The organism is Rhizobium sp. PvP014 (assembly GCF_017876855.1).
Taxonomy (GTDB): Bacteria; Pseudomonadota; Alphaproteobacteria; order Rhizobiales; family Rhizobiaceae; genus Neorhizobium; species Neorhizobium soli.
Genome location: NZ_JAGIOT010000002.1, coordinates 1,248,296 through 1,264,835 on the forward strand (window position 1 = coordinate 1,248,296; position 16,540 = coordinate 1,264,835).

The 16,540-nt window shown below is 59.8% G+C and carries 14 protein-coding genes; 6 read left to right on the plus strand and 8 right to left on the minus strand.

Annotated features, from left to right (window positions below; all coding sequences use genetic code 11):
• Positions 1 to 10: 10 nt before the first annotated feature.
• On the minus strand, positions 11 to 583 hold the full coding sequence (gene ilvN / locus J3A65_RS10655; protein WP_062456299.1) for an acetolactate synthase small subunit: 573 nt from the start codon (positions 581 to 583) through the stop codon (positions 11 to 13).
• A 70-nt stretch (positions 584 to 653) separates the two neighbouring features.
• Positions 654 to 2,432: an acetolactate synthase 3 large subunit gene (locus tag J3A65_RS10660; RefSeq protein WP_174196542.1), complete on the minus strand. Its 1,779-nt coding sequence runs from the start codon at positions 2,430 to 2,432 to the stop codon at positions 654 to 656.
• Positions 2,433 to 2,814: 382 nt separating this feature from the next.
• On the opposite strand from J3A65_RS10660, the gene J3A65_RS10665 reads away from it, so the two are divergent.
• Positions 2,815 to 5,004 carry a DUF87 domain-containing protein gene (locus J3A65_RS10665; RefSeq protein ID WP_192086359.1) on the plus strand — a complete coding sequence of 730 codons (2,190 nt, stop codon included), beginning with the start codon at positions 2,815 to 2,817 and terminating at the stop codon, positions 5,002 to 5,004.
• Between the two features lie 16 nt (positions 5,005 to 5,020).
• On the opposite strand, the gene miaA is transcribed toward J3A65_RS10665, so the two are convergent.
• Positions 5,021 to 5,914, minus strand: a complete 894-nt coding sequence (miaA, locus tag J3A65_RS10670) for a tRNA (adenosine(37)-N6)-dimethylallyltransferase MiaA (protein ID WP_209901096.1) — start codon at positions 5,912 to 5,914, stop codon at positions 5,021 to 5,023.
• Here miaA and serB point away from each other — a divergent pair, their 5' ends adjacent.
• Together serB and J3A65_RS10680 are read left to right on the plus strand one after the other, a co-directional pair.
• Positions 5,915 to 6,808: a phosphoserine phosphatase SerB gene (serB, locus tag J3A65_RS10675; RefSeq protein ID WP_209901098.1), complete on the plus strand. Its 894-nt coding sequence runs from the start codon at positions 5,915 to 5,917 to the stop codon at positions 6,806 to 6,808. It begins immediately after the preceding gene.
• A gap of 26 nt (positions 6,809 to 6,834) precedes the next feature.
• Positions 6,835 to 7,437, plus strand: coding sequence for a GNAT family N-acetyltransferase (locus tag J3A65_RS10680; protein ID WP_209901100.1), 603 nt, complete (start codon positions 6,835 to 6,837; stop codon positions 7,435 to 7,437).
• Between the two features lie 9 nt (positions 7,438 to 7,446).
• Here J3A65_RS10680 and J3A65_RS10685 read toward each other — a convergent pair whose 3' ends face one another.
• The 5 genes from J3A65_RS10685 to J3A65_RS10705 form a co-directional block, all read right to left on the minus strand.
• Entirely contained in the window at positions 7,447 to 9,186 is a 1,740-nt protein-coding gene (locus J3A65_RS10685) for a Do family serine endopeptidase (protein ID WP_348635212.1), read from the minus strand.
• Positions 9,187 to 9,458: 272 nt separating this feature from the next.
• Complete coding sequence (locus tag J3A65_RS10690; protein ID WP_062581041.1) at positions 9,459 to 10,421, minus strand: protease modulator HflC; 963 nt, start codon at positions 10,419 to 10,421, stop codon at positions 9,459 to 9,461.
• A complete protein-coding gene (hflK, locus tag J3A65_RS10695) occupies positions 10,421 to 11,530 on the minus strand; it encodes an FtsH protease activity modulator HflK (protein WP_062456280.1) in 1,110 nt (369 codons plus the stop codon). The genes J3A65_RS10690 and hflK overlap by 1 nt, the downstream gene beginning before the upstream one ends.
• A 162-nt stretch (positions 11,531 to 11,692) precedes the next feature.
• Positions 11,693 to 12,220 (minus strand): dihydrofolate reductase, encoded by a 528-nt coding sequence (locus tag J3A65_RS10700; RefSeq protein ID WP_209901102.1) that lies wholly within the window; start codon positions 12,218 to 12,220, stop codon positions 11,693 to 11,695.
• Entirely contained in the window at positions 12,220 to 13,014 is a 795-nt protein-coding gene (locus tag J3A65_RS10705) for a thymidylate synthase (RefSeq protein ID WP_209901104.1), read from the minus strand. The genes J3A65_RS10700 and J3A65_RS10705 overlap by 1 nt, the downstream gene beginning before the upstream one ends.
• Positions 13,015 to 13,562: 548 nt before the next feature.
• Here J3A65_RS10705 and J3A65_RS23345 point away from each other — a divergent pair.
• From J3A65_RS23345 to J3A65_RS10720, 3 genes are all read left to right on the plus strand, one after another.
• The gene (locus J3A65_RS23345) at positions 13,563 to 14,006 is read left to right on the plus strand and encodes a hypothetical protein (RefSeq protein WP_245341513.1); all 444 of its coding nucleotides are present in this window, start codon (positions 13,563 to 13,565) and stop codon (positions 14,004 to 14,006) included.
• Positions 14,007 to 14,201: 195 nt separating this feature from the next.
• Positions 14,202 to 14,504, plus strand: coding sequence for a hypothetical protein (locus J3A65_RS10715; RefSeq protein ID WP_209901108.1), 303 nt, complete (start codon positions 14,202 to 14,204; stop codon positions 14,502 to 14,504).
• Between the two features lie 278 nt (positions 14,505 to 14,782).
• Positions 14,783 to 16,531, plus strand: a complete 1,749-nt coding sequence (locus J3A65_RS10720; protein ID WP_209901110.1) for an AAA family ATPase — start codon at positions 14,783 to 14,785, stop codon at positions 16,529 to 16,531.
• Positions 16,532 to 16,540 lie beyond the last annotated feature (9 nt).

A 16,540-nucleotide genomic window follows, 5' to 3' on the forward strand; every position in this document is an offset into this window, starting at 1 on the left:
GGCCCGACACTTACATGCCCTGCGAGCCGCGGTTCATCGCGGCGATGCCCGTGCGGCAGATCTCGATCAGGCCGAGAGGTCTGATGACCGCCACGAACTGATCGATCTTCGACGACTTGCCGGTGATCTCGAAGATGAAGTGCTCGATCGTCGCATCCACGACCTTCGCCTGGAACGCGTCGGCGAGACGCAAGGCCTCGGCGCGCTGGTCGCCGTGGCCGACGACCTTGAGCAATGCCACTTCCCGCTCGATCGGCCGGTCCTGGCCGAGATCACGCGCCCGGACAGTCAGGTCCAGGACACGGTGGACGGGCACGATGCGCTCGAGCTGCGCTTTGATCTGCTCGAGCACGGTCGGCGTTCCGTTGGTGACGATCGTGATGCGCGATAGGTGCGCTTCATGCTCGGTCTCCGAAACCGTCAGGCTTTCGATATTGTAGCCGCGGCCGGAGAAAAGCCCGATGACGCGGGCAAGAACCCCCGGCTCGTTGCTGACGAGAACCGAAAGCGTGTGGCTCTCGACCTTGGCGGTCTCGGGCTGGAAGAAGTAGGCAGAACCGGTCGGCTGCTGATGTGCATTCATGGTCTCAGGTCCGTTTCCTCAGAGATAGGTTCAGGACGCCAGCCCTCCGCTGACGCCCCAGATGCGCCGATCAAACCAGCTGACGGCCCTTGGCGTCGATCGCGGTTGCAACAACTTCGTCGGTCGCCTCGTCCGGCAACAGCATCTCGTTATGGGCTTTGCCTGACGGGATCATCGGGAAGCAGTTGGCAAGGTTTGCGACACGGCAGTCGAAGATGACTGGCTGCCGGATTGCGATCATCTCGGCGATCTTGTCGTCCAGCTCCTTCGGATCGTCGCAATACATGCCGACAGCACCGTAAGCTTCCGCGAGTTTGACGAAGTCAGGCATCGCTTCCGTATAGGAGTTCGACAGACGGTTGCCGTGAAGCAGCTGCTGCCACTGGCGCACCATGCCCATATACTGGTTGTTCAGGATAAAAATCTTGACCGGCAGATCGTGCTGGATGGCGCAGGACATTTCCTGAATGCACATCTGGATCGACGCATCGCCGGCAATGTCGATGACGAGCGCATCGGGATGCGCGACCTGAACGCCGAGAGCTGCCGGCAGGCCGTAACCCATCGTGCCGAGCCCACCCGATGTCATCCAGCGGTTCGGCTCTTCGAAACCGAAGAACTGTGCCGCCCACATCTGGTGCTGGCCGACCTCGGTCGTGATGAAGGTCTTGTGACCCTTCGTCGCCTCGTAGAGACGCTCGACCGCGTATTGCGGCATGATGACGTCGGTCGAGTTCTTGTAGGAAAACGACTTGCGACCCCGCCAGCTCTGGATCTCGTTCCACCAGTCGGAGATCTGCGCCTTGTCCTGCTTTTGCGGCAGGGCGCGCCACAGGCGAACCATCTCTTCCAGAACATTACCGACATCACCGATGATCGGGATCTCGACGCGGACGTTCTTGTTGATCGAAGACGGGTCGATATCGATATGGATCTTGCGCGAGTTCGGCGCAAACGCATTCAGGCGTCCGGTGATGCGGTCGTCGAAACGCGCACCGACGCAAACCATGACGTCGCAGTCATGCATCGCCATGTTGGCTTCATAGGAACCGTGCATGCCCAGCATGCCGAGCCAGTTCTTGCCCGATGCCGGATACGCGCCGAGCCCCATCAGCGTCGAGGTGATCGGGAAATCCGTCAGCTCGATCAGCTCGCGCAGCAAACGCGACGCTTCCGGACCGGAATTGATGACGCCACCGCCGGTATAGAGGATCGGCCGACGGGCCGAGGCCATCAGCTGGACGGCTGCCTCGATTGCCTGCATATCGCCGGCAAGCTTGGGCGCGTAACTCTTATTGGCAGGCGTCGCGCCCGGTGGCGTGTAGGTGCCGGTCGCAAACTGGATATCCTTGGGGATATCGACGACAACAGGTCCCGGACGGCCGGACTGGGCGATACGGAACGCCTCGTGGATGACACCGGCCAGCTGGTCGACGTCTTTGACGAGCCAGTTGTGCTTGGTGCAGGGGCGCGTGATGCCGACCGTATCGGCTTCCTGGAAGGCATCCGAGCCGATCAGGTTGGTCGGAACCTGGCCGGTCAGACACACGAGCGGGATCGAATCCATCAGCGCGTCCTGCAGCGGCGTAACCGCGTTGGTGGCGCCTGGACCTGACGTGACGAGCATGACACCGACCTTACCGGTCGAACGGGCATAGCCTTCGGCAGCATGGCCGGCGCCCTGTTCGTGGCGGACGAGGATGTGCTTGATGTCATCCTGCTGGAAGATTTCGTCATAGATCGGCAGGATCGCGCCGCCGGGATAGCCGAAAATATGCTCGACGCCGTTGTCCTTGAGCGCCTTCAGGACGATCTCTGCGCCCGTCATCCTGTTATTCGTATCCGTCATCATCGTCATCCGTTCACTTCTGGATTTACCGGCGGCTCCTCCGAGCCGGTTTGAAGACATAAAAAAAGGCCCCTTGAGGAGCCTGTCTTTCCGCGCATGGGTGGCTATCGCCGGACGGTTACACCGTCCTGCCCATGCGCGTTCCCACCACGATAAGTGCGTTCGAAATATTCATGGCCGTGAGTGTTAGCCGGATATGCCCCATTCGTCAACGCAGACCGTCAGCAAAAACGTCATCTCATTGAGATCGCTCGCAGTTCACGCCGAAAGTCACGAGGTCCTACACAAGTTGTTAAGCCGGCAAGGCTACAGTCGCGAGATTGGAGGAACCTGATCTCCATATCACCTTTCGATTGCCACCCCATTTGCAGGGCCGTTACTGTTGTTGAACAACGACCTTCACCGTTCGATCTCTGCCGGGGAGCAAGAGCGTCGCGATGCCCAGAAAATCGGTAACCGGATGCTGGGCCGTGTCGTCGCCTGCAACGGCTCGCATGCGACGATCGCAGCTGTCGCCGAGCATGGCGACACCGATCTCACCGAACTCTGGTCCGTCGGCCGGCTGATCTCCATTTCCGTCGGCAGCAACCGCGTCGTCGCGCTTGCCTATTCAATGCAATCTGGCGAACGCCAGTGGGCGGAAGGTGAAGACACGAAATTCCACATCGAAGTCGAGCTGCTCGGCGAGGTCCGTGTCGGGCATGATGGTCGCGAAGAGTTTTCGAGCGGCATTTCCGCCTACCCCTATCTCGGCGCCATTGCCCATCGTATCCGCTCGGCCGACCTTCTGCGCATCTACGATGCCGGCAAGAACGATACGTGCACGATCGGCAAGCTCAGCCAGGATGAAAGCATCGATGCGGCAATCCATGTGCCTTCAATGCTGTCGAAGCATTTCGCCATCGTCGGCTCCACCGGCGTCGGCAAGTCGACAGCCGTTTCGCTTCTCCTGCACAAGGCGATCGAAGCTGACCATCGGCTCCGCGTTCTGATCCTCGATCCGCACAACGAATTTGCGGCAGCCTTTCCCGATCATGCGGTCGTTATCGATACCGACACGCTCGACCTGCCTTTCTGGCTGATGCGCCTTGAGGAATTCTCGGAAGTCATTTTCCGTGGCCGCCCGGCTATCCCCGAAGAGCTCGACATCATGCGCGACCTCATCCCGGAAGCAAAACGCGCTTTCAAGGGAAGCGATTCGGGCCTGATGCGCCGCTCGGCTTCGGAAAAAAGTTCACTGACCGCCGATACGCCCGTCCCTTACCGCATGGCCGATCTGCTGGCCCTGATCGACGAACGGCTCGGCAGGCTGGAGGGTCGCTCCGACAAGCCGTTCCTGCGCGCTCTGAAAATGCGCATCACGTCGGCGATCAACGATCCGCGCTACCATTTCATGTTCTCCAACAACACGATCCAAGACACGATCATGGAGACGATCGCGCATATCTTCCGCATTCCCGGCGACGACCGGCCGATCTCGACGTTCCAGCTTGCCGGCATCCCATCGGAAGTCGTGAACTCTGTCGCCTCTATCCTCTGCCGTATGGCGTTCGAGCTTGCGCTCTGGAGCAATGGCGCAATTCACATGCTCGTTGTCTGCGAGGAAGCGCACCGCTACGTACCGGCGGACCGGGAGCTCGGGTTTGCGCCGACCGTGCAGGCCATCTCCCGCATCGCAAAGGAAGGCCGGAAATACGGCGTTTCCCTTGGCATCATCACGCAGCGCCCCGGCGAGCTTGACCAGACGATCCTGTCCCAGTGCTCGACACTGTTTGCCATGCGCCTGTCGAATGAACGGGATCAGGTCATCATCAAGTCGGCGATCCCGAATTCGTCGATTTCGACGACGAGCTTCCTGTCGTCGATCGGCAATGGCGAGGCAATCGCGTTCGGCGAGGCCATCTCGGTTCCCATGCGCATGCGCTTCTCACGCGTCGAGAAACGCTATCTTCCAAAGACCAACAGTCTTGCAAACAAGGGCAGCGAAGAAACGCCCGACACGGTTGATTTGCGTTCGATCGTGTCCCGCATGCGCTCGGTCACAGCGCCGGAAATCTCATCGTTCCAGCAGAGCTATTCCGCCAATCCACCCGCCCCGGAGGCAGGTCTGCCGATCCCGCCCGAAGACAGGCAGGCTGTGCCGTCCGCCGATGACGCGGAACTGAATGACTGGCGGCGTGAAATCGGCAGCGGTATACCGCCGCTCGATGCGCCTGCCCCGCGCTCGCCGGAACCGCCCTCGTTGGCACCCTACAGATCCGACATGCTGCCGACCCCGCGTGCAGCGGAGCGGCTTGCACCGCGCTTCCCGGAACGCGACAGGCCGGTTGAGCGCTTTGCCGAGCGTCCCGTGGAGCGTCAGACCGACCGGCTCACGGATCGTCCGCCCGCCATTCACGACCGTTTCGCCGATCTTCGTCGGCAGGTTTCGTCCGAGACCCCTCGACCAGGCTCGCCGTCACTGGAACCGCGTCCGAACGCATTCCTGCGGCGCGAAGCTCCGCCAAGGGAAGGTTCGCTGCGCGATGGCCTTCTCAAGAAGCCGCTGAGCAGTCTCTACGACAAGGACTGACCACTCGACGGTCCCATCAGGGCGCGAGGCGCTCCCAGCTTTCGTCCATCTGGTTGCGGAACCACGTCATCTGACGCTTGGCGTATTGCCGCGTCAACGCGGAGCCACGCTCGATGACCGCGTCGCGGGTCATCCGTCCCGCGAGCATTTCGCCAATCTCCCGCACGCCGATCGCCTTCATGATCGGCAGGTCCGGGGCCGGATCGCAGGCGAGCAGCGATTCGACCTCCTCGACTGCGCCCCCATCCAGCATCTTGACGAAGCGGGCATTGATACGATCGTGCAGGATTTTTCGATCCGGCAGAACGACGATTTTGCGCGCTCGCAACGGATCGATGATGACCGGGCCTGCCTTGCCCTGAAACTCGGTGATGGATCGGCCTGTTTCTTCCAGCACCTCCAGGGCCCGCAGGATCCGCTGTCCGTCCATCGGCCTCAGATTGGCAGCAACCGCCGCGTCACGTGCCGATAACTCCGAGTGAAGCGCCTGCGGTCCCTCCTCCTTGAGTCGCAAGCGCACACGGCACCGAATATCCTGTGAAATCTCCGGCATGTCCGAAAGACCGCCCGTGAGCGCCTTGAAGTACAGCCCCGTGCCGCCGACGAAGACCGGGATCCGCCCCTGTTCTTTCAGGACCGGCAGGAGTGCGGATACGTCCCGCTGCCATTCGCCCGTCGAATAGGCGTGCGTCGCCGGCACATGACCATAGAGGTAATGGGCGATGTCCGCGGTCTCCTCCTCTGACGGACGCGCGGTGATGATCCTGAGCGTGTCGTAAACCTGCATGCTATCGGCATTGACGACGACGCCGCCGCATTCGCGTGCCATGCGAATGGCAAGCGCCGACTTGCCGCTGGCAGTCGGCCCGGTTATCAGGATCGCATCAGTATTTTGCATAAGGTCGGTCATATGGCTTTCGTTGCCACGCTCATTGCCCATCCGTCAAACCCCGTTCTCACTCCGGCCATCGCCGAACGGGCCGCCGAGGCGGTCAACGCCTCCGGTCTGTACTGGCTGGCAGACGGGATCGCCTGCGATATCGCCCTTCGCGACGGCACCGATCCGTCGGCTGCGGAAGAAACACTTCGCGGCTTGATCGGCGAGGAGCGGATCGATGTCGTGGTGCAGGAGGCGGAAACCCGGCGCAAGTCGTTCCTCATCGCAGACATGGATTCCACCATGATCGGCCAGGAATGCATCGATGAACTCGCGGACGTCGTCGGTTTGAAGGACAAGGTGGCGACGATAACGGCACGTGCCATGAACGGCGAGATCGCATTCGAGCCGGCCTTGAGAGAACGGGTGGCGCTCTTAAAAGGCCTGCCGATCGGCGTCGTCGACGAGGTCATCGAGAAGCGGATCACGCTGACATCGGGTGGACCGGAACTGATCGCGACGATGAAGGCGAAGGGTGGGTACACCGCACTCGTGTCCGGTGGCTTTACCGTTTTTACGAGCCGCATCGCCGCAATGCTCGACTTCGACATCAACCGCGCCAACATCCTTCTCGAAGAAAACGGCATCCTGACCGGCGAAGTCGCCGAACCAATCCTCGGCAAACAGGCCAAGGTGGATGCACTGGAAGAGATCGCCCGCGAACTCGGCATCACCCCTGATGATACGATTGCTGTCGGCGATGGCGCAAACGACCTTGGCATGCTCGGCATCGCAGGCTCCGGCGTGGCCCTCCACGCCAAGCCCACTGTTGCGGCCCAGGCCAAGATCCGAATCGACCACGGCGACCTGACCGCGCTCCTCTATATCCAGGGCTACCGGAAGACGGATTTCGTCATTTCCGGCTGAGGCTCCACAGAGGGATGAGCAACACCATGCAGCCGCAGCCTATCGCAACCACGCTCCTTGAAACTTCACGCCTCGTCCTGCGCCGCTGGCTCCCCACGGACCGGGACCTGTTCCGCGAAATCAACGCAGACCCTGACGTGATGGCGTTCTTCCCGTTCCGTCGCAGCCACGACGAATCGGATGCGTTCCTCGGGAAGCTGAACGACATGTTTTCCGAAAACGGGCTTGGCTTTTACGCGCTCGAACTCAGGGAAACCGGCGAGCCTCTCGGGTTTTGCGGGCTGACCTATGCCAATATGCCGGGGATTTTTCCGGCCGAAACGGTGGAGATCGGCTGGCGTCTGGCTGCCCGTTACTGGAGCAATGGCTATGTGACGGAAGCGGCAGAAGCGCTTCTCGATTTCGCCTTCGTGGAGAAGGACATCAAGGCCGTCGTCTCGTTCGCCGTAGCGGACAATAACCGCTCGACGGCTGTCATGAAGCGCCTTGGAATGCATCGGGCGGCCGGCATGGATTTCGACCATCCGCGCGTGCCGGAGACGCATCCCCACCTCAAGCGCCATGTCGTCTACGCAATGACACCGGAGGAATGGACAAGGCGGAACGCCCGCCTTGTCGAGGAAGCCTGAACTCTCAGGCTATTCCAGCGGAAGTGCCACGAATCGCAGGTTTCCGGTCTTGTCGGCCACCATGACATGCGCGTTGCTGCGGCCTTCCTTCTTCAGCACGTCGAAGCGCTTGGCGACCTCACCCGGGTTCTCGACGAAGTCCTGGGCGATTTCGACCACCACGTCGCCGGCCTTGAAGCCCTTGGCAGCGGCAACCGAACCAGCCTTCACCTCGGACACCACCACGCCCTCGACGCTTTCCGCGATCCCGAACGTCTTGCGGTGCGCCTCATCCAGCACGCTCAGCGTCATGCCGTAAACCGTGACGGGCTCGCTGCTTTTCTCGCCGGCGTCCGGGGAGCCGCTGTCATTCTTGCCCTGGTCATCCGGGGACTGATCGTCAGGGCTTTGTGCGTCTGGCGACTGTCCTTCGGGTGCTGCCGGCTCATCGCCATCTGCGGCATCGGCCGTATCATCGAGTTGCCCGAGCGTGATGCGGACGGTCTGCTCCTTGCCGTCGCGCAGCAAACGCACCTCGACATCCTTGCCCACAGGGCTTTCGGCAACAATCCGCGGCAGATCGCGCATCGAACTGACCGACTGTCCGTCGAAGGCGAGCACGACATCGCCCGACTTGATTTCACCGTTCTTGATCGGACCGTTTTCAACGACGCCGGAAACCAGTGCTCCACGGGCCTTGTCGAGCCCCAGGCTCGCCGCGATATCGTCAGTCACGGGCTGAATGCGAACACCGAGCCAACCGCGGCGGGTCTCGCCGAACTCGATCAACTGATGGACGATGTTTTCCGCAAGTTCGGTCGGGACAGCAAAGCCAATACCGATCGAGCCGCCGGAGGGCGAAATGATCGCCGTGTTGATCCCGATTACCTCGCCGCGCATGTTGAACAGCGGTCCGCCGGAATTGCCCTTGTTGATCGCCGCATCCGTCTGGATGAAGTTGTCGTAAGGACCTGCATTGATGTTTCTGCCGCGCGCGGACACGATGCCGAGCGTGACCGAGCCGCCGAGACCGAACGGATTGCCGATCGCCATCACCCAGTCGCCGATCCGGATCTTCTTGGAATCACCGAAGGGAACGGCCTTGAGCGGCGTCTTGGACTCGACCTTCAGCACGGAGAGGTCGGTTTTAGTGTCGGTGCCGACCAGCCGGGCCTTCAACTTACGGCCATCCGGGAAAATCACCTCGATATCGTCGGCGCCTTCGATAACGTGGTTGTTCGTCACCACATAGCCGGAGGAATCAATCACGAAGCCGGAGCCGAGCGACGACACCTTCTGGTTTCCGCCCTGATTGTCCTTGTCGTCGAAAAAGTCGTCGAAGAATTCCTGGAAGGGTGAGCCCTCCTGGATCTGCGGCTGCGGGCCGGCACCCTGGTCCTTGACGCTCTGCGACGTCGAGATGTTGACGACGGCGTCGAGCAGGCCTTCCGCCAGATCGGAGATCGGCGCTGGACCGGCGGGCACTGCGGACTGGCTGACCGGAGGTGGCGGATTGAACTTGTTGCCGACTGGCGCTGGTGGCGCGGGCAGCATGCCGCCGGGCTGAGTGGCCGGCTGGCTGTTAGCCTGTGGAGCCGGCGCCTGTCCCGGAGGTGCCGGGGCTTCCCCCTGCGGAGCGGGCGCCTGTCCCTGAGGCGCTGGCGCCTGTGGCCGAGGGGCCGGGGCCTGGACCTGCTGCGGCTGGGCCGGGCCTTGCGCCAGTGCCTGAAGCGGACTGACCATGACGGCAACCACTAGACCGAGGCTCACGGAACCCTTCAAGGACGATAGTTTCGAATGGCCCATTGGCATCCTCGTTTTCTGTCACGGTGTCTGCTGCGGCAGAAAAGCATCCGTGCAACCCACAACGTTACGCATTGATAACTCGCGCCCCGTTCTGAAGAAAGCATAGGGCGGAATAACGGCCGGGAAAATTACCTTTTCGTGAAACCGCGACCATCAGCGAACATGGATGTGGATGACGGGTGAAAAGGGCAGTTGCGAAAAGGGCGGCCATGACAGGCCGCCCTTTTCTTAAATGCTTAGTTCGTCGGTTGCGCCGGTGCCGGCTGGGCTGGCGTCGGCTGGGCCGGTGCAGGCCGTCCCGCTGCAGGCGGCGTTACCACGCCGTCCGACGAGTTGAAGAACCGGAAGAACTGTGAATCAGGCGAAAGCACCAAGGTCGTATCCTTCCCGGCCATCGAGGCGACATAGGCGCGCATCGACCGGTAGAACTGGAAGAACGACGGATCACGCTGGAACGCTTCCCCAAAGATGCGGTTACGCTCGGCATCGCCCTGACCTCGGATGATTTCCGAATCGCGCTGCGCTTCCGAGACGAACTCGACAACCTGGCGGTCGGCGATAGCACGGCGGCGCTGGCCTTCTTCGCTACCACGGGCGCGAATGAGTTCCGCTTCCGCGAGACGCTCGGCACGCATGCGCGCAAACGTCTGCTGCGAGACTTCCTGCGTCAGATCCGTACGGCGGATGCGGACATCCTGGATCTTGACGCCAAGCGTTTCGGCGGCAACGTCGAGATCACGCTTGACCTCGGTCATCATCGACGCACGCTCTTCGGACAGCGCCTCGGTAAAGCTGCGCAGACCGTAGACGCGGCGCAGACCGGCGTCGAGACGCGTGCTGATACGCGATTCGGCAGACACGCGATCGCCCGAAACCGCTTCCCGGAAACGCTGCGGATTTTCGATCCGGTAGATCACGAACGCGTCGACTTCATAGAAGGCGCCGCCGCGGACCTGAACGCGGATATTGTCGAGATCCAGGCGAAGTGCGCGGTCTTCGATATACTGAACGCGATCCGCATCGGCAAAGGCGAAGGGAAGCTTGAAATAGATCCCCGGCTCGTTCTTCACGCTCTGGATTTCACCGAAGCGAAGCACGAGCGCCTGCTGCCGTTCGTTGACGACGAAGACCGACGAGTAGACGAGGAAAAGGAGAACGGCGAGACCGATCAGGAAAGCGGGCAATTTGTTCGAGATCATCAGTTGCCCCCCTGTGCGGCTGCCGGCCGGTTGATTTCATTGAGCGGCAGATAAGGGACGACGTTCTGACCCTGCTCGATGATGACCTTGTTGGAGTTCTTCAGAACGTTCTCCATGGTCTCGATAAAGATGCGTTCGCGCGTCACGTCCGGCGCGTTCACATATTGGTCGTAGATCGACACGAAGCGCTGCGCTTCACCCTGAGCCTCGTTGACCGTCTGGTCACGATAGGCGGACGCCTCTTCGCGGACCTGCGCGGCCTGACCGCGGGCGCCACCAAGCTTCTGGTTGGCGTAGCGATTGGCTTCCTCGACGATACGGTCTTCGTCCTGCTCGGCGCGCTGAACCTCTTCGAACGCGTCTGCCACTTCACGCGGCGGCGCTGCATCTTCGATCGGCACGGCGTTGATGGCAATGCCTGCGCCGTAACGGTCCATCGTGCCCTGAATGATGTCGCGCACCTGGGTCGACATGCCTTCACGAGCGTCGCGGAAAATATCCTGAGCCGGACGGCGTCCGACGACTTCGCGCATGGCGCTGTCTGCAACCTGCTGCAGCGTCTGGGCCGGGGCCTCGACGTTGAAGAGATAGGCGCGTGGATCGGTGACGGTGAAGAGGACCGAAAACTGGACGTTGACGATATTCTGGTCGCCGGTCAGCATCCATCCGGCATTCGAATTGGTGGCACTGCTGCGCGCACCGATATTCTGCTGCTGCTCGGTGACCTTGACGATCTCCACCGTTTCGAACGGCCAGAGATGGAAGTGAAGGCCCGGCATGGACAGTTCTTCCTTGGGCTTTCCAAACCGAAGTTCGACGCCCCGCTCGTCCGGCTGAACCGTATAGATCGATTCGAATGCCAGGAATGCGAGAACGGCCAGAAAGACGACCGCGACTGCTCCGCCGTTGAAACCACCAGGCATAAAACCCTTCAGCCGGTCTTGGCTGCGCCGCAGGATGTCTTCGAGGTCAGGCGGTCCGCCATTTCCCCCTCCGCCACCACCGCCGCCGCGCGGACGGTTCGGGCCTTGTCCCCAAGGTCCTTGATTGTTACCGCCGCCGCCGCCGCCCCATGGGCCGCCGCCGCCATTCTGATTGCTCCAGGGCATCAAAACCTCTTTGTTAGTGCTACTCCCTAACCGGTCGCCTGTCCGAGCCGCCTGAAATGCAGCAGCTCGCGGTCCGTGCCCCCGGTCATGCCGTTATAAGTATCGGAAGAGCCGCTTTCAACGCAGCTTCAATAACTTCCCGGTGTTCGGTAACGAATTATGTCACTTTGGCATCGATCGGCGGCTGTAGACAGCAAAACGGGTGGCAAAGCTGTCGCGCTCGCCGGCCGGGACGAAGATCTCCTCGATCTTTTCGTACACGGTTGGATCGATTGCTGGAAACATCGTATCACCGTCTGCAATATCCGCTTCCACATGGGTCACGTAAAGTCGGTCTGCCAGATCGATTGCTTTCGCGTAGATTTCACCGCCTCCGAGAATGCCGATCTCTTCAGCACCGGTCGCTGCAGCGATCTCCCTCGCCCTAGATATCGCCTGCTCGAGGGACGCCGCCGTCTCCACACCCTCGACCGAGAGATCGCGATTGCGGGTGACCACGACATGCGGGCGGCCGGGCAGCGGCTTGCCGCCGAAGCTGTCGAGCGTCTTTCGCCCCACCACCATCGGCTTGCCGAGCGTCATCGCCTTGAAACGTTTGAGGTCGGTCGACAATCGCCACGGCATGTCGCCATCTCTGCCGATGACATTGTTGCGCGACACCGCGACGAAGATTGCGACCGGAACCGCCATCAGACTGCAATCGGTGCTTTGATGCTGGGATCAGCGACGTAATTCTCCAGCGCAAAATCCTCAAAGCGGAAGGAGAAGATGTCCTTCACATCAGGATTGATGCGCAGTGTCGGCAGCGGCTTCGGCTCGCGCGTCATCTGCAGCCGCGCCTGTTCGAAATGATCCGAATAGATATGCGCGTCGCCAAGCGTATGCACGAAATCGCCAAGCTTCAGCCCGGTCACCTGCGCCACCATCATGGTCAGGAGCGCGTAAGAGGCGATGTTGAACGGAACTCCCAAAAATATGTCCGCCGACCGCTGGTAGAGCTGACACGACAGCCGCCCCTCCGACACGTAGAACTGGAACAGGCAATGGCAGGGCGGCAGCGCCATGTCGTCAACCTGTGCAGGATTCCAGGCTGTGACGATGTGCCGGCGCGAGTTTGGGTTGACCTTCAGGTTCTCGATCAGGTGGGCGATCTGATCCACATGACCGCCATCAGGCGTCGGCCATGAGCGCCACTGATATCCGTAAACCGGACCGAGATCGCCTTTTTCGTCCGCCCATTCATCCCAGATGGAGACACCATTCTCCTTGAGATAGGCAATGTTCGTGTCGCCCTTCAGAAACCACAAGAGCTCATGGATGATCGAGCGCAGATGCAGCTTCTTGGTGGTGAGGACCGGAAAACCCTCGTTCAGATCGAATCGCATCTGATAGCCGAAGACCGAGCGGGTACCGGTCCCGGTGCGGTCGCCGCGGTCGGCGCCAGTCTCCATCACGTGCCGGAGAAGGTCGAGATACTGCTTCATGGGTCTTCCGCCGATTGGTCGAGATCGTCCTACATAATAGCACGAAGCCTACTCACCAATCACCTCCCCGTCACCGGCGCGGCTTTTCCAAGCTTTTCACGTTGATGATAGGAATATGACGAGACCTCTTTTCATCCGGTTCGCAAACCCCTATATCACTCGTGCCGGACTTCGGTTCGGATATGGCGATAAACGGTCGATGAAATAAGCCTATTGGACCCGGGGGCGTTATACGACAAACCCCTCCAAAGTTAGTCGACAAATGCCTCCCTAACTTCCTTTTCCCTTTGATGTTTCCGTAGTCATGCGGAGCCGCGCACCCTCCATAGTGCCGTAGCGGTTCCGCATGACTTGCTCGGCGTTCAATATGTAGAAATGCAGACGTTCTCCGATGCCAACCCGACCAAAGGGAGGGCCCGGTCGCGAATAAAAATGCGCATCGGTCCGCAGCCAATTTCGCGGCAATTCAACGGCAAATTGTCGCAAGAGGGCCACTCGTTTTCAATGAAGATAACGCAAAATCATTCAGAGGGAGGTAGCGCCATAGTTTGCAGAGCCTTCGCCAACCGAACGCCAAAGCCACCGTCATCGCCATCCTGCATCATCACGACGCCGTCAGCTTCCAAAGTTTTGATGGCGGAATCCACAAACGCCTGGGTCGGTTTCCTTTTGATGCCGCTTTCGAATTTCGCAACCAAGCTGCGGGTGACGTTCAATTTCTCCGCAAAATCCAGCTGTCGACGGTCAAGAAGCACGCGCCCGGCATGTATTTGACGCCGGTTAAAAAAGTCGGGTCGGCCAGCCACTCGCCATCGAACACCGGGTCCGAGGCTGCCATTGGCAGCCAAGAAATCGAGACCTTGGTTTCTATAGTAGAGATGCACTTTGAGCGCTGCCTCGGGCGGCTCCTGATATCCAGTATCCTCAAGCTTGATGACAATGCGCGGGCTGACACCGGCGGCAGACGCAACCTGCCCCTGCCCCATGTTTAATAAAGCTCTAGCGGCCCGAAATGAGCTTGGCGAAAAATCCATGCGGGTGATGAGTGAAGAAAGGCCGAAAATGTCAACATTATGCGTAAAATGTTCCGTTATCCGTTGAAATGTTCCGCTTATTGACAAAATGTTCGGACTCGTTATCTCTTAGAGAACTCCTAATAGATGCCAGAAATAGAATCGGAGGAATCGATGCCGAATGCCTGGCTAGGCCAGAATCCGAGAGAACTCGTACGTTCTCTCCGGATGCTTGCTGACGACCTCGAACAACTTGCCGAGGGAAGATCGCCCGCTGCGATTGCGGGAGCTGTCAAGATTCGTGAGTTCACCCTCTCCAGTCGAACCGTTCCTTGCCTCGTCGGCCGGATGACCGGGCATCCGACAGTCCGCGACGGTTCGCCGGGCATTTCGACGGAGTTGTACTACGTCAACGAGAAACAAAAGCTCGTTCGAACGTTCAACCGCTTCTATCGGCTTGTCGGTGATCCGCTCTAATCGCCATCGCAGACGAGGAAAATATGGCTTGGGACAATTGGCTGGGGACCGTCTTGACAGACCGAGAAGAAATTTTGAAGCGGGGTTACTTGATGACCACGAGCGTGAAGATCGACACTAGGCGGGCCAGGCTCGCTCTAAACCACTCGGCACCGCGTTTCCTTTCATATTGCGCCGTCGCTAGGTTTGCCAGGCAGCATCGCGGTCTGCTGTCCCAGCGGTCTTTTCTAATCGTCTTACGGGCCCCGCAAAGCTGGGAACTCGGAGAGTTAGCTGTGATGGCAAAGCTAGTGCTGAAGCTGAACCCGGAGATTGTCATCTCGCAGCACCCGACCAAGACGAAGCGCGGTCACGAATTCGATGCGAGCGACGTGCTGCGCTATTCTCGGATTATCCTCTTCGCGCACGAGCACATCGAGCTGCATCCCGATGTCGATGTCGCCAAGACCGGCGACTTTACAATCGGCGCTAATCGACCAGCTCATTTTCGAGCGCTTAGCTATCTCCTGGGTTGCGGTTCGCTGACCGACCTCGACGTCGAGCGGCTGGCGACACTACCTGCTGACCGGTTCAACGCAATTTTCAGGATCGGCAGTAGCGCGTCGCAAGCCCTTCAAAGGATACCGGAGCCGGAGACCGAGCAGCCGAAGACTATCGAATCCATTGTTAATCCAGAGAAAAGCTTTGGCGAGGCATCGCGATGGGCTCGGAATCTCCGCGAAGACCTGACCGAGTGGCGTGCCGGAAAAATTGACTGGTCTGAAATCGATAAAGGAATCCTACTCTACGGTCCGTCCGGCACGGGGAAAACGATGTTCGCAAAGGCCCTCGCCACCAGCTTGAATGTTCATCTCGTCGCGACGTCTGTTACGCGATGGCAAGCCTCGAAAGACGGGCATCTTGGTGACCTCCTGAAGGCGATGTACGCATCGTTCACGGAGGCGAAGGAAAAGGCACCGGCTTTACTTTTCCTGGACGAATTCGACTCCATCGGGAGTAGAGACCGGCTCCCCGCGCGTTGGGAGAACTATTCATTACAAGTCATCAATGGCCTGCTCGAATGCTTGGACGGCGTGACGGGCCGCGAAGGTGTCATCGTTGTCGGAGCCTGCAATTTTCCCGATAAAGTGGACCCTGCCCTGCTGCGGAGCGGCCGTCTCGAAAAGCACGTCCACTTTCCTCTGCCAGACGCTGAAGAGCAGATGAAAATTTTCGAGAGCTACCTCCCCCACCTCGTAGGCAATGAACGTTTGCGAAAGGCCGTTGAGAGAATGGCAGGTAAAACCGGGGCGGACATCAACCAGATGGTCAGGGCAGCCCGAAGATTGGCTCGGAAGGGCAAAAGAGACGTCACGGTCGCGGACATCGAGTTCCTGATCCCGAACGCGCCAGCGATGTCCGACGAAGAACTGTTCAGGGTCTCCGTTCACGAATGCGGACACGTTTTGATGGCGGGCATCTCAGAAATTGGCATAGTCCATTCCGTCGAGGTCTACGATTACGAGACTTCGCACCCGACCCAGGCTAAAACTCACGGGTTGACGATAATCGAGCATCGCAATCGGCTCGTGGCACCACGTGCGTCGATGCTTGCTGACATTGGCCTGCTCCTAGCCGGTATGGCGGCAGAGGAACTGGTATTCGGCGACCGGTCGAACTCTGCGGGAGGCGGCGCGAATAGCGATCTTGATCGCGCGACAAGACTGACAATGGAACTCGTCACCGTCTACGGACTTGGAAACTCCCTGACCGTTTCATTCGACGCGATTGATCGGCTCGGAATTCATGAGCTGTGGCGTGATCAGCCTTTACGCGAGGACGTCAACCGTGTGCTTCAAAGTGAATTCCTCCGTGTGAAAGATATCCTCAACGGTAGAAAACGCGACCTGCTGACGATGGCAATGACTCTCAAGGAACGGAAGACGCTCTCCGGTCCCGAATTAGATCAGTTCCTTCAAACAAAGACTGCCCCTGTCCCCAAAAGCGCGAAGCGGCTGAACCGTCGCGCCGGACAGACCATCAAATAGAGCCTACCC